Origin of the sequence: Actinoplanes sp. NBC_00393 (assembly GCF_036053395.1) — a bacterium.
Taxonomy (GTDB): domain Bacteria; phylum Actinomycetota; class Actinomycetes; order Mycobacteriales; family Micromonosporaceae; genus Actinoplanes.
The window spans coordinates 11403619-11423716 of sequence record NZ_CP107942.1 but is presented as its reverse complement, the minus strand read 5'-3'; the positions used below and the strand labels follow the sequence as shown (position 1 = coordinate 11423716).

Annotated in this window: 14 protein-coding genes and 3 pseudogenes; 11 read left to right on the top strand and 6 right to left on the bottom strand. The window is 67.9% G+C overall.

Annotated features, from left to right (window positions below; genetic code table 11):
• Positions 1–23 precede the first annotated feature (23 nt).
• Positions 24–314, bottom strand: a complete 291-nt coding sequence (locus tag OHA21_RS52615) for a hypothetical protein (RefSeq protein WP_328468762.1) — start codon at positions 312–314, stop codon at positions 24–26.
• Positions 315–478: 164 nt separating this feature from the next.
• On the opposite strand from OHA21_RS52615, the pseudogene OHA21_RS52610 reads away from it, so the two are divergent.
• The 4 genes and pseudogenes from OHA21_RS52610 to OHA21_RS52910 form a co-directional block, all read left to right on the top strand.
• Positions 479–655: pseudogene (locus OHA21_RS52610) on the top strand (Imm8 family immunity protein); the annotation flags it as partial.
• A 224-nt stretch (positions 656–879) separates the two neighbouring features.
• Entirely contained in the window at positions 880–1488 is a 609-nt protein-coding gene (locus OHA21_RS52605; RefSeq protein ID WP_328468760.1) for a transposase, read from the top strand.
• Positions 1485–2222, top strand: coding sequence for an IS3 family transposase (locus OHA21_RS52600; protein ID WP_328468758.1), 738 nt, complete (start codon positions 1485–1487; stop codon positions 2220–2222). Before OHA21_RS52605 ends, OHA21_RS52600 begins: the two co-directional genes overlap by 4 nt.
• 21 nt (positions 2223–2243) lie before the next feature.
• Positions 2244–2381: pseudogene (locus tag OHA21_RS52910) on the top strand (IS3 family transposase); the annotation flags it as partial.
• 274 nt (positions 2382–2655) lie between these two features.
• Here OHA21_RS52910 and OHA21_RS52595 read toward each other — a convergent pair.
• Together OHA21_RS52595 and OHA21_RS52590 are read right to left on the bottom strand one after the other, a co-directional pair.
• The gene (locus OHA21_RS52595; RefSeq protein WP_328468756.1) at positions 2656–3270 is read right to left on the bottom strand and encodes a hypothetical protein; all 615 of its coding nucleotides are present in this window, start codon (positions 3268–3270) and stop codon (positions 2656–2658) included.
• Positions 3271–3367: 97 nt separating this feature from the next.
• Positions 3368–7132, bottom strand: a complete 3765-nt coding sequence (locus tag OHA21_RS52590; RefSeq protein WP_328468754.1) for an NACHT domain-containing protein — start codon at positions 7130–7132, stop codon at positions 3368–3370.
• 1530 nt (positions 7133–8662) lie between these two features.
• On the opposite strand from OHA21_RS52590, the gene OHA21_RS52585 reads away from it, so the two are divergent.
• Together OHA21_RS52585 and OHA21_RS52580 are read left to right on the top strand one after the other, a co-directional pair.
• Positions 8663–9190: a SigE family RNA polymerase sigma factor gene (locus tag OHA21_RS52585; RefSeq protein ID WP_328468752.1), complete on the top strand. Its 528-nt coding sequence runs from the start codon at positions 8663–8665 to the stop codon at positions 9188–9190.
• A complete protein-coding gene (locus OHA21_RS52580; protein ID WP_328468750.1) occupies positions 9177–10292 on the top strand; it encodes a hypothetical protein in 1116 nt (371 codons plus the stop codon). Before OHA21_RS52585 ends, OHA21_RS52580 begins: the two co-directional genes overlap by 14 nt.
• Before the next feature lie 301 nt (positions 10293–10593).
• Here OHA21_RS52580 and OHA21_RS52575 read toward each other — a convergent pair whose 3' ends face one another.
• Positions 10594–10989: a hypothetical protein gene (locus OHA21_RS52575; protein WP_328468748.1), complete on the bottom strand. Its 396-nt coding sequence runs from the start codon at positions 10987–10989 to the stop codon at positions 10594–10596.
• A 272-nt stretch (positions 10990–11261) separates the two neighbouring features.
• Here OHA21_RS52575 and OHA21_RS52570 point away from each other — a divergent pair, with 272 nt between their 5' ends.
• The 5 genes and pseudogenes from OHA21_RS52570 (at position 11262) to OHA21_RS52550 (ending at position 15338) form a co-directional block, all read left to right on the top strand.
• The gene (locus OHA21_RS52570; protein ID WP_328468746.1) at positions 11262–12467 is read left to right on the top strand and encodes a PP2C family protein-serine/threonine phosphatase; all 1206 of its coding nucleotides are present in this window, start codon (positions 11262–11264) and stop codon (positions 12465–12467) included.
• A gap of 291 nt (positions 12468–12758) precedes the next feature.
• Positions 12759–13010, top strand: a pseudogene (locus tag OHA21_RS52565) (alcohol dehydrogenase catalytic domain-containing protein); the annotation flags it as partial.
• 223 nt (positions 13011–13233) lie between these two features.
• Positions 13234–13962: a zinc-binding dehydrogenase gene (locus OHA21_RS52560; protein ID WP_328468744.1), complete on the top strand. Its 729-nt coding sequence runs from the start codon at positions 13234–13236 to the stop codon at positions 13960–13962.
• A 39-nt stretch (positions 13963–14001) separates the two neighbouring features.
• Positions 14002–14232: a hypothetical protein gene (locus OHA21_RS52555; RefSeq protein WP_328468742.1), complete on the top strand. Its 231-nt coding sequence runs from the start codon at positions 14002–14004 to the stop codon at positions 14230–14232.
• 2 nt (positions 14233–14234) lie between these two features.
• Positions 14235–15338 carry an L-dopachrome tautomerase-related protein gene (locus OHA21_RS52550; RefSeq protein WP_328468740.1) on the top strand — a complete coding sequence of 368 codons (1104 nt, stop codon included), beginning with the start codon at positions 14235–14237 and terminating at the stop codon, positions 15336–15338.
• A 238-nt stretch (positions 15339–15576) separates the two neighbouring features.
• Here OHA21_RS52550 and OHA21_RS52545 read toward each other — a convergent pair whose 3' ends face one another.
• A complete protein-coding gene (locus OHA21_RS52545; protein ID WP_328468738.1) occupies positions 15577–17724 on the bottom strand; it encodes a preprotein translocase subunit SecA in 2148 nt (715 codons plus the stop codon).
• A 115-nt stretch (positions 17725–17839) separates the two neighbouring features.
• Entirely contained in the window at positions 17840–20020 is a 2181-nt protein-coding gene (locus OHA21_RS52540; RefSeq protein WP_328468736.1) for an MMPL family transporter, read from the bottom strand.
• Between the last annotated feature and the right edge of the window lie 78 nt (positions 20021–20098).

The window sequence follows — 20098 nt, the reverse complement described above, 5'->3', positions numbered from 1 at the left end:
CTGTGCGCTCGAGTTGCATGGCGTCAGCGGCGGTTGCGTAATACCCGTCGGCGCCGGTTGGCACGGCGCGGCGTCCGCGGATCCGCACGGATCCACCACGCAGATTCCGGTAGCTCGGCCACCGCCTCCCGAACCGGACCCGCGATAGCCTGTTCTCGAACCGTCGCGGACAGCAGCGCGTCGTCGCAGGACTTGTCCACTGCGAAATCTGGGCCAAGGATGATCAGATCCCGCAACACCTGCTGCACATAGGCGTCCCCACCAGGTGATGCAGCCCCGAAGACATCACTACGCGCAAACCGCAGGTAGGTCACCGGACAGTCCCCCGGACCGGCGCACCCTCGCCGTCGAGGTCCATGCGGAGGCGAGCGCTATCTGCGGCGTGAGCGGACGTTTCGTACGGCATGATCAACGGTGTGCGAGCGGCCCTCAAGAGCCTCAACCTTGATCCGATCCGTCAACCCTTCCGGACGATCCGTCCGAGTTCGCCTTGAACGTCCGCATGATCGTCGGCCCGCCCGACACACCGGGCGAGAAGTCCCTCGACGTCAACGTCTGCTCGCCGGAGTGGCTGGCCAAGACCTGTCGTGAGGTTGGCGGCATCTACAACGCACAACACCACCTGGTCGTTCGCGTCGAGACGGCTTTTCGTTGATAGAGGATGGGGCCAATTTCAACCACCCCGGTGGGGATCTTGAACCAGGTGAAGCCCGCTTTGAAGCCCGCCGTGGGGGCCGGATGCAACCGCCGTAGCCAACATGAACGCCGGTTCCTGGACCTTCCGCCTGCGAGACAGACCTTGGAGACGCAGGCACCATAAGGCTCAACCGTGCTTCCGAATCTGCCCCTGAGTGGAGTTTCAGCTCCTACGCTGAGTCCATGATCTCGGTTGCCGGCGCGCGGGAAGTCCAGCAAGGACTGTGGTCCATCGCCACGTTGGAGCCACTGCGCGCGAAGGGATGGACCTATCGCAGCCGGCGCCCTGTGCTGCTTGTACTTGCCGGCAGCAGCCCCTTCTTCGATCTGAACGGAAGAGAGTTCGACTCCGAAGCCGATGCGCTGAGACTGCTGGAAGCCCGGATCAACGGTGACGTGTTCGACGGGCGGTGGGCCTGCCCCGTTTTGATGGACATCCAAGATCAGGGGACCTGGGTCTCCGGGAGGATGTCCAGCATCATGGAGAGCGTGGGAAAGAAACGATCGAGGCCGCGGCGGGCGTTCACGCCGGAGTTCAAGGCCGAGATCGTCGAGTTGTGTCAGCGTGGTGACCGCACCGTCGGGCAGGTCGCCCGGGACTTCGACCTGACCGAGACCGCGGTGCGATCGTGGGTCAAGCAGGCCGAACTCGACGCCGGGACCCGCACCGACGGGCTCACCAGCGACGAGCGGACCGAGTTGGCCCGGCTGCGCTCGGAGAACCGCCGCCTGCAACAGGACGTCGACATCCTGAAACGGGCCACGGCTTTCTTCGCGAGGGAGACCCGGTGAACGTGTACCCGTTCATCGCCGCGGAGCAGGCCGGCAAGCACAACGTCAAGCGTGCCTGCGAACTGCTCGAGGTCTCCCGGTCCGCCTACTACCAGCAGGCCCGCGGCGAGCAGTCGCAGCGTGACCGCACCGACGCCCGGCTCACCGAGCAGATCATCGCCGTGCATGAGGCGTCGAACGGCACCTACGGGGCGCCGCGGATCCACGCCGAACTCGCCGCCGCCGGGCAGCGGCACGGCCGCAAACGCATCGCCGCCCGGATGCGTAAGGCCGGAATCGCCGGCAAGAGCCCCCGCCGCTGGAAGACCACCACCATCGCCGATCCGGCCGCCGGCCAGCGTCCGGACCTGGTCGACCGCGACTTCACCGTGGATGCGGCCGCGGTCGACACCCGCTGGTGCGGCGACATCACCTACATCAACACCTGGGAAGGCTGGCTCTACCTGGCCACCGTCATCGACCTGGCCTCGCGCCGCGTCGTCGGCTGGGCGGTGGCCGACCATCTCAAGACCGACCTGGTCGACGCCGCCCTCACCGACGCGCTGCGCCGCCGGCGGCCTGCCGACGGTCTCGTCTTTCATTCCGATCGCGGAGCAATACACCAGCGCCCAGCACGCCGCCTCGCCAAACGCCACGGCGTGCGGCTGAGCGTGGGCCGGCGCGGGCAGTGCTGGGACAACGCCGTCGCCGAATCGTTCTTCGCGACCCTGAAAACGGAACTGATCCACCGTTAGGCCTGGCCCACCCGAAAGGCCGCTCACCAGGCGACATTTGAGTACATCGAGGGCTGGTATAACACCCGCCGCCGGCACTCCAGCCTCGGCTACCTCAGCCCCGCCGCTTACGAAGGCGGCACCGACATCAGCCTGCTACCCGCACTTAAGGTAGCCTGAAGATCAACTCATCGACCCTGTCCGTCGAAACGGGTCAAGCCCACGGCCGGTGAGCATTCTCAATGATGAGCATCAGATCGATTGATCATGCCGCAAGTCGCGGCTCGCGTTGGTGACCGCCTCCGACGGGTTCGATTCACCATCGGCCGCCCTGGGGTGAGGCGCTAGGTGACAGCGATGGACTACGTCGGCCACCAACGGCGCACCCCTCCAGCCTGGAAGTAGATCAACAGTGCCAGTCCCTATTGCCGGTCCGCACCGGTCGGAGACGGCGTCAGCTTGCCCCTTCCGGTGACGCCGGCGCCGGCGTGTCCGTGGCGGGCCTCTCGTGCCGACCACGACGTTCTTGATCCTCTAGTTCGCGGTAGTGCTGTTCGACTGCCGCGTTCGCATCATCGATAGCGGACTGATACTCGGCAACGAAGTTGGGCGGCTGGGGAAGTTCGTCGTTGCGGAGGTATGCCGCGATCAGGTCCAAGCCGTGCCGGGTGCATCGAGACGCGACGAGGCTTTCACGATCACCTTGGAAGGTGGGGATGGCGCCGTTGCCCAGGAACTCGGCCAGCTGCATCATCCTGGGGCGGATGCTCTTGGGGAGCAGTGCGGCGTGCGTTTCGATCTCCCGGACGATGCGGGAGAGTTTCGGGTCTGCGGTTGGCTCTAGCGAGCCGTCCTGTTCCCGCTCTGATGCATACAAATGTTCGACGTCGAGCAGTAGTTGCCGTATCGCGACGGCTGTCTGGCGTTCGTGGTCTTGCCGTCGGCGTCGAGCGTCCATGAGCCATCCGAAGGCGAACAGGATCGTCGCGCAGGCGGTGCCGATTCCGCCGATCCACTCGGGGACGCTTCCCCAATCCGGTGCTGCGACCGTTGTAGCGGCTTGTTGCACGACGGCGCTCCTCAACAAGATTCTGTCATTGCAGTTGACGTAGTGTCCCAGACCGTATGGGCTGGTAGATCGGCAGAAGGGTGTGCCACACGGCAGGTCATGCTAAGCCGGGGAACCAATGTCCGGCTTGCGCAACTTGGGCAAGCGAAACGTCTTGATGTCTTCGCGCGACGGCCTTCTCAGCGGCGGTGACCCACCAGAGCGGATACGCACCAGCGTCGCTCAAGATCGATTCCAGTAAGGCCCTGGACGTAAGCTCGTTGAGGCCGCCGTGTAGGTCGATAACGGCCTCGTTGCCGTACGCGCGGATGCCGTCGAGTAGTTCTGCTGAAGGACGGCTCAGCATGCGGACGCTGAGGGCACGAAGACCGACCCAACCTGCGTGCCCGAATCGCGCCATGTCGGCGAGCTGCTCGTCCTGTAGCGCCGTCAGCTCACAGGCCTCGTCGCGCTGGTGTTGTGCGATGAGCAGCGCCGTTAGGGTGTCGAGCGGACCAGCCCGGTACAGGATGTCGTCGGGGAGGCGTCGGGCAAGCTCTGATCGACCGATCCGGCTGGAGCTGTGGACGAGAGCCCGTTGCAGGTTGGGGGGCAGAGCACGGACAGCGGCATCGAGCTGATCGATGGTAGCGGTCAGGACGTCCGCGGTGCCGACGCAGACCAGCGCCAGGCACCAGGTGGCTCGCGACAGGGGGTCTGTGTGGGCGTCAGCGTGCCATTGCCACCAGCTGGGCTCGGAACGGGCGAAGCGGGCTTCTTGTAGCAGAGTTCCGTAGTCGAGGTTGGGGCCGAACGGTTCTGCCCCCTTGGTGAAAGTTCCCCCGGTGGTCCATTCCTTGTCGGAGATCGCCGCGCCGATGATCGCGATCTCTGCGGCGAGCCAGCAGGGGCCGTAGAGTGCGGCGATCTCGCGTGCAGTGTCGCTCCACACCGAGGTCGTACCGCTTTGACCGCGGCTCGCCCGCATCGCCTCGGCGACCCGAGCGAACCCTGGTTCTCTCTCTCGCAGTCGCCGCTGGGCTTCACGGCGTGCCCGGTCGGCTTGAGGGCCTTCGTACGACAGCAAGTGACTCGGCACGGCAGGGTCCCAGGCGTCTGCGGCCTTGGCCAGGAAACGCCGTGGGGTGAGCGCCTGCAACAGGTCGCCGGGCATCCCGGCTACCGCGCCCGGCTTCGCGTCGGAACACTGGCCGTCGAGTACCGCACGAAGCAACTTTTGTTCCAGCGCCGATCCGGGAGCGGCGATGATGCCGGCGCTCAACGCCAGTTCGGCAGATTCGATCGTGTCAAGCGAGAGTTGGTCGATCGCCTTCGGTTCCAGGGTGGTCCTGCCGGGGAGTAGCGCCCCGAGACGAAGCCAGGCCGCCTCGTGCACGGTGCCCACTGCGGTTGACATGCGTGATATCCACCAGCCCGCCGGGACGCGACCGAGTACCTGAACGAGGACGAGGCGCTCACGGTTCATGGCATCGCCAGGCGCCGCTTCGATGCGCTGTATCAGTGCTGCGATCAGGTGTTCCGCTCCACGGTCGTAGGCCAGCGGCCGTACTGCGCGCGTCTCTGCGGAATCTCTCGATGCCCGGTCGCGGGTGGTGAGCGAGTACAGGATCAACCGCAGGCTTAAGTCATCGACGAACAGTTGGGTGGCCCTCTTCTGTGCCCGCCGCTGCCGGGAGAAGGCGCCGTCGGACAGCAGTGCCCACGCGGTGTCGCGGACCTGCATTGGCCGCGTGGGGGTTTCGAACTCCTCTTCCAGGACGTCGACCAGTCCGGACAGCTCGTTCGGGTCGGCGAAACCGGCGAAGAATCGGGAGGTGTTCAGCCAGTACGAGCGACGAGCCAGCTCCCCCAAGATCGATGACTTGTCGAAAGACCGCAGTTCGGCGCCGGCGAATCCCCAGAGGTAGGCGGCGGCGAAGAACTCGCGCATGGTCTGGATATCGAACTCAAATGTCCCCTGGACCTTGCTGGTTAGCGCCCAGACCCTGTCCGTCACCGCAGTGAACAGGTCGTCGACGAGCGTCGTGTCTTTGTCGACGTCATCGAGATAGTTGAGGATCGCCTTGCGAATGGTCCGAGTCGGGACTCGACCGGCAGCCGCGTCGGTTTCGGCGTTCGCTTGCAGATACCAGCCAAGGAACGCGGTGACCTCTTCCAGGTCTTCCCGGTGTTCGTGGACCGACGGACTCTTCTCCGACTCACGGTCGAGGAAGGTGTCCATATATGCCCGGAACAGCTGGGTGCGGCCGTCGGGGATCGAATCGCCACGCTTCTGGATCAGGAACAGCAGGATGGTCAGCTGCATCGGATTGTCAGCCAGTTGCTCGATGTGCGGTTCGATCGAACGCTGCCGAAAGGTGCCCTCCAGGGCGCGCCGTGCTTGGCCGCGCAGCCCGCGGGCATCCGCCCACTTACGCAGGTACGAGGTCCGCAGCTCGGGGCTCAGGGGCAGCAACGCGATGGTTTCGAACTTCTCCGGAGACGGCTCTGGCAGGTCTGATGCGTTCGGCCGCGTTGTCACGATCAGCTGAGAGGTGGTGATGCTTGTTCCGAGGCGCGCGACGAATTCGTTGATCTCCTTCACCACGCGGACGCGGGTTGGCTGGTGAGCCACCTCGTCGAGGCCATCAAGCACGATCAGCATCGGGAACCGGCTGATCACATCGTTGACCAGCGTGACCGACACATCGGCACCCGATCCCCGTGCGGTCACCAGATAGGCGAGGAACTGTTCCAGCGACGGTTGCTGACGTGGCCGCGGCCGCCGGGAACGTGGCGTGTCGTCCTCGGCGAAGGGATCTTCGCCGGCTCGCCATCGAGCGTAGTCGCGCAGGTCGACACGGATCGGCAGCCGAGGCGCCGCCACGGCGCGTTCCGGCCGTGGACCGGTGAGGTAAGGGCTGTCAGCGAGGAAGGCCGCACGGTGCAGTTGGCAAAGGTATTGCGCCAGGGTGGATTTGCCCTGCCCGGGCTCGCCGCGGACCAGAGTTAGCGGCTGAGTGGCGTCGAGTAGATATTCGGCCGCCCCACCCAACTTGGCTGCTGCGTGAGCACCGGCGGGCTCAAGTCCCCTGGCGAGTGCAGGCCGAGGCGACGACTGGCTCGGTGCAACTGCGCGGTGGACCCGGCCAACGTTGTGAACCCGTTGACGTGGCCGGAGGTCATGCGCGAGAGGCTGCGTGATACGGATGGCTTCCACATCAACAAATAAGTCCAGCAGGTTGTAGGTGTCCAGCTCCACCTGCCGGAACTTGACCTTCGCGTCCTCCTCCCACTGCGTGGCGATCAACTGAAGCAGCAGGGCACGCAGCGTCTGCTGCTCTGCGGCGATCTTGTCAGCCTCGATGACGTACCGGACCGCATCCTGGCCGGCGAGCATCTCAGAGTACGACCAGATCAGCTCCTGCGGTGCGCTGTCGACGCGGGCGTCGAGATCAGCACGCCACCAGACGGACATCGGAATACCGAACTCTTGCGAGTACTCGGCGAATTTCCGGTCCAGCTGGTCCATGCTGCCTGTGGAACGCCCGCTGGTTCCAGCGATGCAGGTGACCAGCACGTATGACTGGGCGCCGTCGGCGACCAGGCGCTTGATGTTGTCGCGTTCCTCGTTAATCGTCGCAGTGAGCCAGGCGACCGGGTTCTTGACCGGATCCTTCGCCCACTTGACTTGATAGATCAGGAAGGGCTTGTTCTCGCGTTTGACGACCGCATCGCGGCCGCCGTCTTTCTGGCCGACCGGGAAGCAGGTGACATCGCGATGATGTAGGGCCAGCACAGCGCTGACGAGTTGTTGGAAGCGCTTCTCCGGAAGCCGTTCGTAGAGGTACCGCTCCGAAGTTCCGCTTCGACCACTCGGCATGGGCGACCACCACTCCTGCAAAAGCCACGGCAGGGCTCAACGAGACGGGGAACCCTGTGAGGTTACGCGGGCCGCAAGCGTGTGTCGCGGACCGCCGACCCGCGAGTCTGATCAGCTGAGCCGTCCCGGCGCTCATCCTCTGGACAAACTGCCCGCGTACTGGGCCGGGGCTTCGGTCGCCTGCTGTTGGAGGCGGGCGTACAGCGGCCGGCTACCAGGAGATGTATCTACGAGTGCTGGCGGCAACGATCAGGCTCGACGCTTCTATGAGGCCGGCGGCTGACGTGCGGCTCGGACTATCCAGCGCTGCCGCGGCGTGCCGTATACGGTTCGGCTGGTAGCGGCTGGTGTCAGCCGTTGAGCAACACGCGAGAGCACCCTCACGTGAAACTTCCAACCATTACCGGGGCAGTACCGATACTCCAACAGTGCCAATGGGTTGGCTAGGCTGACTATTGACCTTCGGCTCCACCGTGGGCGGGGGTCTGCGGACAGCCGCCTGAGCTGCCAGGGTGAATGACATGGTTGTCAGCGGACGAGCCGGATGGCGCGACGCCTACTGCAGATCAAGCAGGCAGATCTGCCTGGCTCAGCCAGATCATGAGCTTTCGTGGGCCGGCCATCCAGATCCCTCGCCCCCATCAGCAAAAGCCGATGCAGCTACCAAGATCCATGAAGCAAGGAACCCGCCCGGGTGAACTGTCCCCGGACGGGTTCCTCGTGCACTATTTCAATGGAATAGTAGTAGATAGCAATATGGTAGGTTGGGAATAGGTCCGTGTCGCCCCTCGGACACACATTAAGCACACGGCCGAAGTCTTCGGATACGACCTCGGCCTTCAGTGTTTCTTGGCCCGGTTGGTAGGTCATCCGCAGGCCGATGCGGCTGTACGGCTCTGCCTTGTCGAGTGGGTCCGCTGATCAGCGACCGGAGCCGCGACAACGTCGCCGTCATCTCCTCATAGGCATGATCGTGCGGCGTCATCACTCGCGTGATGATGCCCTGCTGGACGGAGCTGAGATCGCAATGCTTCCTGACATAGATCGAAGCGTCCTCCGCGTCGTCGCCAGCTGCACGGAGGTGGTTGTACAGCGAGTTCATGCCCGCCACATCGCGCTCCTCACTGGGGAGTACGCCCCGACGAGGACACCGGTTCGACCGAGCACCGTGCCAACAACGCCGTCTCGGTGTTGCGTACCTACGAACGGCTACCCCGATCACTGTGGCTCGTCGTCCCCACCCCTTCGCTCGGCTGCCCGGCCTTCGTCGCCGGGCAGTGAGGAGGTGGCCGAGGTTGCGACGATGCGCTGATCGCCGCAAATGACCATCAGATCTGTCGAGGACGACAATGGCATCATGGAGATCAAAGTTGGCGTGGACGCCTGGTAGATGCCGTGCTGCATCCTGGACGCTGGCGCTCGCCTCGGCAACGGCCTGGCCGGCGGCGTTGACTTCGCCGGCTACGTGGTACCGGGAGTGACTTTGCTGGACCGTGCAACGATCGGGCGGCGCCGGACCGTTCTACCGCTGTGAAAGCGGACGAGGAGAGAGCCTTCCGTGAGTTCGTCGCCGCGCAGCTGGTGCCGCTGCGCAACCTGGCGTACGTGACCTGCGGGGACTGGCACATGGCGGAGGACGCGGTCGCGACCGCGTTGGCCAAGCTGTACCCGCGGTGGCGCCGGCTCGACCGACCGGACCTGTACGCCAAGACGATGGTGTACCGGGCCGCGATCGACGAGACGCGACGGCCCTGGCGCCGGGAGCAGGCGGCCGGTGACGCCATGCCTGACGTGGCGCTGCGCGACCCCGCGTCGCTCAGCGACGAGCATCGGCACGTGCGGGCGGCGTTGCGGGAGGTGCCGCCGCGGCAACGGGCCGCGCTGGTGCTGCGGTACTACCTGGGGCTGTCGCAGGAGGAGACGGCGACGGTGCTGGGCTGCAGTCTCGGCACCGCCAAGAGTCAGGTGTCGCGCGGCCTGGTCAGACTGCGCGACCTGCTGGCGGCCGAACAGATCGAACTGAGCGAAGCGGAGGTGTGGGGCAATGCACGTGCGTGAGGTGGTGGATGTCATGACCGAGGACGGTCCGCCGGTACGAGTGAGCGTCGACGACATCGTCGCCTCCGGGCGGCGGGTGCAGCGGCGGCGCCGGACGGGATTCGCCGCGGCCGGACTGGCGATGGTGGCCGTGGCCGGGGTGGCCCTGGCGACCGCCGTCTCGGTGCCGGCGGCACACCGGACGAGCAACGCAACGGCCCCGGCAGCGGACGCGGCCGTCTCGGCCGGTCCCGCCGTCAGCAGGGCCGCGGGCGGTCCGCTGCTGGCGGACCCGTTCGAGTTCACGTTCTCCGCGTACTCGGTCGGGCCGGTCCGCGTGCAGGACCCGATCGTGGCGTCCAACGCCTACCAGATCGCCTCGGTGTTCGTCGACGGCACGGACAGCCGCATCGTCGGCAGGCACGAGCAGCTGACGGGTCCGAGTCTGTCCGCGCGCCTGACCGTGTACCGGCCCGGCGCGTACGCCGCGCACAAGCTGGGGGGCACGAGCTCGACCACCGTGGCCGGGCAGCGGGCACTGAAGATCGAGCGCCAGATCGGCCACGGGCCGTCGCAGAAGACGCTGGCCTGGGAGTACGTCCCGAACGCCTGGGCGGTGCTGGAAAGCATCGCCGAGAAGGCCGACCTGCCGACGATGCAGCAGCTCGAGGCGACAGCCGGCGGCCTGACCGGGGCCGCGGCGCGGCCGGCCACGGCGCCGTTCACCCTCGGCTACGTCCCGGCCGGCTATCAGCTGTTCGCCGTGGGCGAGCACACGACGGGCAGCCTGAACGGTTTCGGCGGGACGAGCGACACCGAACACAGCGGCGTGCTGTTCGCCAGGAGCGGGCTGCCGAAGAAGGGGCTGCTGGGACCGTACGACAACATGATGTGGGGCGCGTTCCAGATCATGGTGTCCGAGGATCCGAAGCCGGGCGAGCCGGGCTGCATCCCGAACCTCTGCAGCCGCCTCGAGGACGGCAAGGTGACCGTCGAGGTGGCGAGCAACGCGGGCGGCCTCCCACCTGCGGAGATGAAGAAGGTCCTCGACGGGATCAAGTTGACCGACGTCCGCGATGAGGGCAGCTGGGCCGACGTCCGGACGGCGCTCGCCCGGTCCTGACGTCGTAGCGGAGCGGCCCTGACCAGCATCACCGCTGATCAGGGTCGCTGGCTGCGACCAGGGACGGAGGGAGCCCGCCACGGCGCTTGCCGCGCTCGGCGGCGATCGGAATGCAGGATCGACACCATAGTGGCCATCAAGGTGCGCTCAGCCGGGCGCGGACGCCATCGCGACGAGTCGACCATGCGCCCACTCCCCACTCCCCGCCCTGACGGGCCAGGTCTGCGGCATCTCGCCGCATTGCGTGCGCGCGCAGGCACCCACTGACTTCACCAGGCGACAATGCCCCGCATGCCGCACCTCAGCCAGCTGATTCCGCGTCGATCTCGCGTTGATCAGCCTCTTTGTCGCGCACGTCGGCTGCCTGGTCGCGCAGGACGGCTGCCCGGTCCCGGGCGTCGGCGTCGGCGTCACGCCGGTCGGCGTCGGTCGCCCGGCGGTCAGCCGCCTCGTCGCGCTGTTCGGCCCGGAGGTCCCGGCTGTCAGCCGCAGATTCTCGCGAGTTGAGCAGGAACTCCCGACGGTTCGCCGCCTGCTCCCGTTGGTCGGCCCGTGTCAACCGGCCCTGCAGGTCGATCTCCCGCTGGTCGGCTTGGGCCTCGCGTCGGTCTGCCGCTTCCTCACGACCCGCGAGGCGGCGCTCACGTTCCTCCAGCAGCTGGCGCTGCTGCTCGTGCTCCGCCGATCCGGCGCTCATCACCTCACGATAGTCCGCATCACCCTCGATCAGAGTCCGCCAGGCACAGCAGCGTTCGGGACCCGCGGGCGGCGGGGTGCATCCCCACGCGAATTCGGTGTGGCCTGCCATGCCGAAGAGCAGCGATCCGCCTGCCGGACGGCTGTGGGCAGACACGTCGGCTCCCTGCAGATCGGGGTACGCCCAAGCTCGACGGCCCTGTCGCGAAGGTGACGCCTGTTCCACTCCATGGGTGAAAGGCGGGCGAGATGGCTCCCGGCTAGGCTGCGGTCATGAGTAGCCCGGGTGCGATACGCGACGAGCAGCGTTGGCGCCGTCTGGAGACCATCGTCGACCCCGCGTTGTCCCGGCTCAGCGTCGCCGATCTGCTTGATGAGCTGCTGGAACGCGTTCGAAGCGTACTCGCTGTAGACACTGCCGCAGTGCTGCTGCTCGACCCGTACACCCGTCAGCTGGTCGCCACTGCTTCCAAGGGCTTGGAAGAGGAGGTCCGGCAGGCCTTCCGGCTGGAGGTCGGCCGCGGCTTCGCCGGCCGCATCGCCCACACCCGCCAGCCGGTGATCATCACGGACGTCACGCCCGCCGACGTCATCAATCCGTTGCTGATCAGCAAGGGAATCCGATCGCTTCTCGGCGTACCGATCTTCGCCGCCGGTGAGGTCGTCGGGGTGCTGCACGTCGGCACCCTGAGCCCGCGCTCGTTCACGGCCGACGACGTTGATCTGCTGCAACACGCTGCCGACCGCGCGAGCACAGCCGGACAAAGCCGCTTCCGCGAACCGGACCATACCGCGGCCCTCGCTCTGCAGCACAGTCTGCTGCCACCGCAACTCGCCGACATCGACGGGCTGCAGACGGCGGCCCGCTACGTTCCCGGCCACACCTTGGGCGTCGGCGGCGACTGGTACGACGTCTTCCGCCTTCCTTCGGGCTGGACCGGCATGGTCATCGGCGACGTGTCCGGTCACGGCCTGGCGTCCGCGGTCGTGATGGGCCGCATCCGCAGCGCACTGCGCGCTTATGCCCTCAATACCGACGATCCTGCGCAAGCGTTGGCTCTGCTCGACCGTAAAATTCGGCACTTCGAGGCGGGAGCCCTGACCACCGCCCTGTACGCGATGATCTCCCCCGACCGGCGGTCGATCCGGATCTCCTCAGCCGGACACCTGCAGCCAGTGATCGCCGTACCCGACGAACCCGCCGCCCTCTTGGATCTGCCGGTCGACGCACCTCTCGGTATCGCTCGTTCCCGGAGCCGGCGCCGTACGAGCACGGTCGAACTACCGGCCGGCGCGCTCCTGCTGTGCTACACCGATGGCCTCGTCGAGCGGCGTCATCAGATCATTGACGTCGGCATCAAAGCACTGATCGACGTCGTCACACCCGACCATCCGGAAGTGGTCTGTGCCACGGTGATGTCCCGCCTCGGACCGGACCAGCCACAGGACGACATTGCAGTGCTCGCCATTCGCCGATAGCCAGTTCACTCAACGGATGAAGCTTCCCGCAGGGCAGGTACCCCTGGTGAAGCACGGCGGCGGACGCTCTAACGCCGGCTTTGCTGCTGTGCACAGTCAAGGAGTGAGTGAGCTGCTGTGCCGGCCAAAGACCCTGCCCTTCGGGCGCATTCGCCGGTGACACCTCATGCGCGCCTGCCGACACGATGATCAAAGCGGCGGCAACCGGAGCACCGCCCATCGCGAAAAGCCCGCACATCCGGGTAGGCGGACATCGGCAGCAGCCGACCCACCCCCGGAAGTGAGCAGCTCATGAAAGCAGTCGTTTGGCACGGCATCGGCGACATCCGCCTCGAGGACGCGCCGGAACCCAAGATCCAGGCGCCCACCGACGCCATCGTCAAGATCACCACCAGCGCGATCTGCGGCACCGACCTGCACCTGGTCCGCGGCACCATGCCCGGCATGAAGGAAGGCACGATCATCGGCCATGAAGCGGTCGGTGAGGTCGTCGAGGTCGGCGGCGGCGTACGCAACCTGGTCCCCGGCGATCGCGTAGTCGTACCCTCCACGATCTCCTGCGGGTATTGCTCCTACTGTCGCGCCGGCTACCAGGCGCAATGCGACAACGCCAATCCCCGGCGGCAAGCTCGCCGGCACCGCGTTCTTCGGCGGTCCCGAAGCCGCCGGCGCCTTCGACGGTCTGCAGGCCGAGTACGCGCGGATCCCGTACGCGAACGCCACGCTCGTCCCGCTGCCCGCCGACGTCAGCGACGCGCAGGCGATCATGCTCTCGGACATCTTCCCCACCGCCTGGTTCGGCGCGAAGCTCGCCGAGATCCGCACCGGCGACACCGTCGCAGTCTTCGGCGCCGGACCCGTCGGGCAACTCGCCGTCCTGTCGGCCTACCTGCAGGGCGCCGGCCGGGTCATCGCCGTCGACCGGCACGCCGACCGGCTCGCCCTCGCCCGCGGCCAGCACGCCGAGATCATCGACTTCGACAGCGAGAACCCGGTCGAGGCCATCCAGGAACTCACCGGCGGGATCGGCGTGGACCGCGTCATCGACGCCGTCGGCATCGACGCACAACAACCCGCGACCGGCGTCGACGACCAGCAGGCCCTGCAGTTCGACGCCGAACAGGCCCAAGCCGCACCACAGACCAACACCGACGGCGACAACTGGATACCCGGCGACGCCCCCAGCCAGGTCTCGCAGTGGGCCGCCCAGGCGGTCGCCAAGGCCGGCACCATCGGGATCATCGGCGTCTACCCGCAGACCTTCGACAGCTACCCGATCGGCGTGACGATGAACAAGAACGTCACCGTCAAAGCCGGCAACTGCAACCATCGCCACTACATCCCGCAGCTGGTCGAACTGGTCACCAACGGCACCGTCGACCCGGCCCTGCTGCTCACCGGACACGAACCGATGACCGACGTCATCGCCGCCTACCGCGAGTTCGACCGCCGCGAACCCGGCTGGATCAAGGTCGCCCTCAACCCCACCACCTGACGTCTCACCGTCCTGACCGACGAAGGAGATCGGCACCACATGACGACCACGACGATGCCCATGCTCGACACCTACCCGCAGGACATCAACCTGGACCGGCAGAAACTCGCGGGGACCATCGACACGCTGATCGCGTACAGCCAGGCGTGCACCGCCTGCGCCGACGAATGTGAATCACATGCCGGCAGGCACGAACACTGCCGCATCTGCGCCGAGGCCTGCCGCGTCTGTGAACAGGCGTGCCGCGACCTGCTCACGGTGATAAGCTGATCATGACCAGCAGCGACGAGCCGACCGGAACGCTGGAGACGGTCGCGACCTTCGACGGCCCCATGCCCACCGGTGTCACCGTCTCGCACCGCGGCCGCATCTTCGTCAACTTCCCGAAATGGGGCGACGACGTGCCCGCCACCGTCACCGAAGTGCGCCGCGGCCGTACCGTACCGTTCCCGGACCAGCAGTGGAACACCCCCGACGGCGACGACGACGAACACGCCTTCGTCTCGGTACAGAGTGTCGTCGTCGACCCGGCGGACCGGCTCTGGGTTCTCGACACCGGCTCCCCGATGTTCCGGCCAACGCGCACCGGCGGACCCAAGCTGGTCTGCGTCGATCTGGACACCGACACCGTGACGCGCACGATCGTGTTCCCGGCCGGCGTGGCGCTGCCGACGACGTACCTCAATGATGTGCGCTTCGACCTGCGCCGGGGCACCCAGGGGATCGCGTTCATCACCGATTCGTCCGATCAGGGGCCGAACGGGATCATCGTCGTCGACCTGGCCACCGGCGAGTCCTGGCGCCGGTTGCACGACCATCCGTCGACCAAGGCCGAACCACTGACCGTCTTCCGGCCCGTGGTGGAGGGCCGCTACCTGATGCAACGGCCGGCCGACGGCGAGCCGCAGCCGCTGGCGATGGGCGCCGACGGCATCGCGATCTCCCACGACGGTCAGCGCTTGTACTACTGCCCGCTCGCCTCCCGGCGGCTCTACAGCGTCTCCGTCGACGCCCTCTGCGACCGGTCGCTCGACGACGCCGCGGTGGCCGCGACCGTGGCCGACGAGGGTGACAAGGGCAGCGGCTCCGACGGCTTGGAGACCGACGACGCCGGCAACCTCTACCTGACCGCCTACGAGCACAACGCCGTACTGCGGCGCCGGCCCGACGGCACCTACGAGACGCTCGTCCACGATCCGCGGCTGCTGTGGCCCGACACCATGTCGGTCGCGGCCGACGGCCACCTGTACGTCACCGCCAACCAACTGCACCGCCAGCCCACCTACCAGTACGGCAAGGACCTGCGGCACAAGCCGTACGCCCTGTTCCGCACCCCCATCGACGCCGGAGCCGGGCCCGTCCGGCTACGACGGTAGAAGTGCGGGAGGCCCTCCACGGGCCTCCCGTTCACCTCACTCAACCAGCCGGCGCCGACGCCGCCGAACTGCCGCTGCGCGGTACCCGGCGCGCCCGTTGACCCAGCGCCCGGACAGCCGCCGACTACACACTTCACAGATCAGCAAGCGGTGGGTCTGGTCTTCGGAGATCACCCAGTCGGATCGTGGTCGGCGGGCTTGGTCCAGACGTGGGGCCGTGGTGCGGCAGGCCGGCGGTTCAGCGGCCCACGGTGGACGACCAGCCGGAGCGGAGCAGGTTGCGGATACCGGAGAAGAACTGCTCGAGACCGGCGTCGAACGGGGTGTCGTCGACAACGTACGTCCAGGTGGCGCTCGGGCGGTCGAGAACCGGGTCGGGCGCGGCCGGGTCGAGAGCGGCGAACGCGTCGGCGGCACGCTGCTCGGCCGCCGGGATCAGCTGCCGGAAGACGGGGATCGCGGCCCGGTGGAACTCGTCGAGCGGGTCCAGGTTGGCGATCGAGCGCAGGTGGATGCCTTCCCGGAGCTCGGCCATGTCGGACAGGTAGTCGGCCCACGCCTGGTCCAGATGGAACAGCAGCAGCTGCCGGGGCATCGCCGCGAGCCGCCGGTCGACCGGGTGGAACCGGGCCATCACCTCGAGCGCGCGGTCGGTGGTGAGGATCTCCTCGCGGTAGGCGGCGATCGCGGTCCGGTGCTGTTCGAGCAGGTAGTGGTAGCGCCAGGTGTTGCGGTGCACCTCGAGGTCGACCTGTTCGGCGAGGCGCTGGGCGTCGGCGGCCGGGCGTAGGCCGTACCGTAGAAGCAGTTCGTCCTCCTTGCTCACGAAGAACACCGAGCCGCCCGGATCGCCCTGCCGCCCGGCCCGGCCGCGCACCTGATCGTCGACGCGGCTGCTGTCGTGGCGGCCGACCCCGATCACGTAGAGACCGCCGAGCGCCGCGACTCGCGCGTGCTCGGCCTGGTCACTGCCGCCGAGCCGGATGTCGACGCCGCGGCCGGTCATCTGGGTGGAGACGGTGACGGCCCCGGGCAGCCCGGCCTCGGCGACGATCGCGGCTTCCCTGGCGTCGTTGCGGGCGTTGAGGACGGTGCACGGGATGCCCGCGTCGCGCAGGCGGGCGCCGAGCGCCTCCGAGTCGGCGACACTCGGCGTCGCCAGGAGTACCGGCCGGCCGGTCGCGTGGGCCCGGGTGACCTCCGCGACGACGGCGGCGTCACGCTGCCCGGTGGTCTCGTGGACGCGGTCGGGTGCATCCAGTCGGATGCACGGCCGGTGCGGCGGCAGGACGGCGATCTCCAGGCGGTAGAACTCGCGCAGCTGCTCGCCGACCGGCAGGGCGGTGCCGGTCATCCCGGCCACCTTGCGGTACTGCCCGAGCAGCGCCTGCAGGGTGATCGTGGCCAGGATCGTGCCGCCGCCGCTGCCGGTCAGCCCCTCCTTGGCCTCGACCGCGGCCTGGAGCCCGTCGGGCCAGCGGCGGCGCCGGGCGACCCGGCCACGGAAGCCGTCGACGAGTTCGACCCGGCCGTCCCGGACGATGTAGTCGACGTCGCGGGTGAGCAGCGCAGACGCATACAGCGCCAGATTGACGGCGGTCAGCAGATCCAGGTTCTCCGGCTGGTAGAGGTGAACACCGCCGAGACCCTGCTCGGCGAACTCGATGCCGGCCGGGGTGAGATGCACGGCCTGGTTCTCGTCGGCGACCGTGTAGTGCTCGTCGCGGATCATCACCCGCACCAGCGCGGCGATACCGGGCGCCAGATCAGCCTCCGCCCCGGTGGAACCGGCCAGCACCAGCGGCACACGCGCCTCGTCGACCAGTATCGAGTCCGCCTCGTCGACGATGACGGCGTGCAGGGGCTGCTGCACCCGCTCCGCGGCATCGGTGCAGAGCCCGTCGCGGAGGAAGTCGAAGCCGGCCTCGTTGACCGAGACGTAGGTGACGTCCCGCCCATACGCCACCCGCCGCTCCTGCGGCGTGGAGGCTTCCGTCACCCAGCCCACGGTGACGCCGAGCCGCTCGTAGAACGGCCACATCCACTCCACGTCACGCCGCGCCAGATAGTCGTTGACGGTCAGCACGTGAACCGGCCCACCCTTGCTGAGCTCGGCCGCAGCGATCGCGGCGGTCAGGGTCTTGCCCTCACCGGTCGCCATCTGCACCACCCGGCCGTCGATCAGCGCCAGAGCCCCGACGAGCTGCTCGTCGTGCGGCCGCAGCCCCAGCGTCTGCCACGCCGTCTCCCGGGCGGTCGCACAGAGCTCGGCTCGTGGCGTCCCCGTCCCCCGGACCTCGGCCCAGAGCGGCCGCAGGTCGACCGCCGAGCCGGGCGGCCGCACCACCCAACGCCGCAGGAACTCCGCCCATCCCGGAAGCGCCACCGTGTCCCCCTCACGTGCCGGCATCAACTGTGCCCGATCCCATCAGACCGCTGCCACCCTCCTGATCCCTCGGACCAAGACGGCCTGGGCGCCCAGGCCGGGCTCGCCGCCGGGATCAGCGCACCGCGGCGAGGACCGGGCCTGCTTCGGGGGCGAGGCCGTCCACCTCGCTGCTGTCCGGGCTGCGCGGCAGCAGCCGGTCCAGCCAGGACGGCAGCCACCAGTTGGCCCGGCCCAGCAGAGTCATGGTCGCCGGGACCAGCACCATGCGGACCAGCGTCGCGTCCACGAAGATCGCGGTGGCCAGGCCGAAGCCGAACATCTTGGTCGACGGATCGCTCGCGACGGCGAAGGACAGGAACACCGCGACCATGATCAGCGCGGCCGAGGTGATGACCCGGGCGCTGCCCGCGATGCCCCGGACAATCGCGATCGCGTTGTCGCCGGTGCGCAGATACTCCTCGCGGACCCGGGACAGCAGGAACACCTCGTAGTCCATCGACAGCCCGAACAGGATCGCGAACAGGAACATCGGGATGAACGACACGATCGGCACCGTGGACTCCAGCCCGATCAGCGACCCACCCCATCCCCACTGGAACACCGCGACCATCAGGCCGTAGGTCGCGCCGATGCTGAGCAGGTTCAGCAGGACCGCTTTCAGCGGCACCAGCACCGATCGGAAAACCAGCAGCAACAGTACGAACGACAGCGCCAGCACCGCGCCGATGAACAGGGGCAGCCGCTCGCTGGTCCGCTCCCCCACGTCCGACAGGCTGGCCGCCGCACCGCCGACGTGGGCTTTCGCCGGTCCCGGACCGACCGCACCGGGCAGCACGTCGGCGCGCAGCCGGGCGACGGTGTTGGTGGTGGCCTTCTCCTGAGGTCCGGTGGCCGGGATGACCACCAGGCTCGCGATGCCGGTGGCCTCATCGACCTGGGCCGGCATGACCGAGGCGACACCCGGGTCCTTCGCGACCGCCGTGACCAGCCGGTCCACCACACCCGGGTCGCCGGCGGCGTCCACGGCGATGACGAGCGGCCCGTTCGCCCCCGGCCCGAATCCTTCGGCGACCAGGTCGTACGCGCGTCGTTCGGTGCGGCTCGCCGGCTGCGATCCGTCGTCGGGCAGGCCGACCCGCAGGCTGAACACCGGCAGGGTCGCGAGCACCAGCAGCCCGGCCGCGCCCACCGCGTACAAGATCGGGTGCCGGTTGACGTGCCGGATCCAGCGTTGCCATCCGCCACCGGCCGTACCGGATCGGCGGGCGAACCGGTGGACCCTGGTCAGCCGGCGCCCGGAGACGCCGAGGAAGGCCGGCAGCAGCGTCACCGACGCGACCACCATGATCGCGACCACGAGGGAGACCGCGATGCCACCCATCGTCATGAACGGCACGTTCGCGGCCGCCATGCCGAGGATCGACACCACGACGGTCGCCCCGGCGAACAGCACCGGCCGCCCGGCGGTGGCCACCGCCCGCCCGGCCGCCTCGTGCGGGTCGACGCCGCCGGCCAGGTACTCGCGGTGCCGGGCGAGCACGAACAACGCGTAGTCGATACCGACCCCGAGCCCGACCATGCTGCCCAGCACCGGCCCGAAGGTCGGAATCTCGGTCACCGACGCGAGCACCGTCATGAGGCTGACGCCGACGGTCAGCCCGAACAGCGCCATCCCGATCGGCAGCGCCGCGGCGATCAGCGAACCGAACGCCAGGAACAGGATCGTCGCGGCGGCGAGCAGGCCGACCAGTTCGCCGATCCCGGCGCCGGCGTCGGAGAAGGCGAAGAACAGGTCTCCGCCCATCTCGATGCGCAGCGGCAACTCGCCGCGCATCCGGTCGCCGAGCTCGACCAGAGCGTCCAGGTCGGCGCCCGAGAGCTCGCTCTGCTCGGGGTACTGCACCCGGATCACCGCGATCCGCCCGTCCGCGGAGATCAGACCCCCGGACTCGGCGTCGCCGGCCGACAACACGTGCGGCAGGGCGCGTACCTCGGATTGCAGGCGCAGCAGAGCGGCACGCGCGGCACCGTCGGCGGAGAACGTCGCACCGGCCTCGGCCGGGGTGACGACCACCTGGGCGGTCATGCCCTGCTGGCCGGTTCCCGCGCGTTCGAGCAGCTCCGCGGCGTAGCCGGAGTCGAGTCCCGGCGCGGTCATCGAGTCGGCGGTCTTACCGCCGGAGGCGGCCGCGGCCGCAACGGCGATCGCCGCGGTCAGCAGCCACAGCGCGATCACCCGCCAGGGCCGGCGCGCTGCGCCGGCACCCAGCCGGAAGAGGGTTCGGGAAAGCATCTAAATTCTCCAAGTCGTTTCTATGGGTCGGCCTTCTGTTTTCCGCCGCGGGCAGGCACAGCGTCGATGACGAGGGTC

Excerpts from the sequence above, each read along its gene's own strand:
- OHA21_RS52560 (WP_328468744.1), top strand. The coding sequence starts at position 13,234 with ATGCTCTCGGACATCTTCCCCACCGCCTGGTTCGGCGCGAAGCTCGCC.
- OHA21_RS52580 (WP_328468750.1), top strand. The coding sequence starts at position 9,177 with ATGCACGTGCGTGAGGTGGTGGATGTCATGACCGAGGACGGTCCGCCG.
- OHA21_RS52540 (WP_328468736.1), bottom strand. The coding sequence starts at position 20,020 with ATGCTTTCCCGAACCCTCTTCCGGCTGGGTGCCGGCGCAGCGCGCCGG.
- OHA21_RS52605 (WP_328468760.1), top strand. The coding sequence starts at position 880 with ATGATCTCGGTTGCCGGCGCGCGGGAAGTCCAGCAAGGACTGTGGTCC.
- OHA21_RS52555 (WP_328468742.1), top strand. The coding sequence starts at position 14,002 with ATGACGACCACGACGATGCCCATGCTCGACACCTACCCGCAGGACATC.
- OHA21_RS52575 (WP_328468748.1), bottom strand. The coding sequence starts at position 10,989 with ATGAGCGCCGGATCGGCGGAGCACGAGCAGCAGCGCCAGCTGCTGGAG.
- OHA21_RS52570 (WP_328468746.1), top strand. The coding sequence starts at position 11,262 with ATGAGTAGCCCGGGTGCGATACGCGACGAGCAGCGTTGGCGCCGTCTG.
- OHA21_RS52590 (WP_328468754.1), bottom strand. The coding sequence starts at position 7,132 with ATGCCGAGTGGTCGAAGCGGAACTTCGGAGCGGTACCTCTACGAACGG.
- OHA21_RS52550 (WP_328468740.1), top strand. The coding sequence starts at position 14,235 with ATGACCAGCAGCGACGAGCCGACCGGAACGCTGGAGACGGTCGCGACC.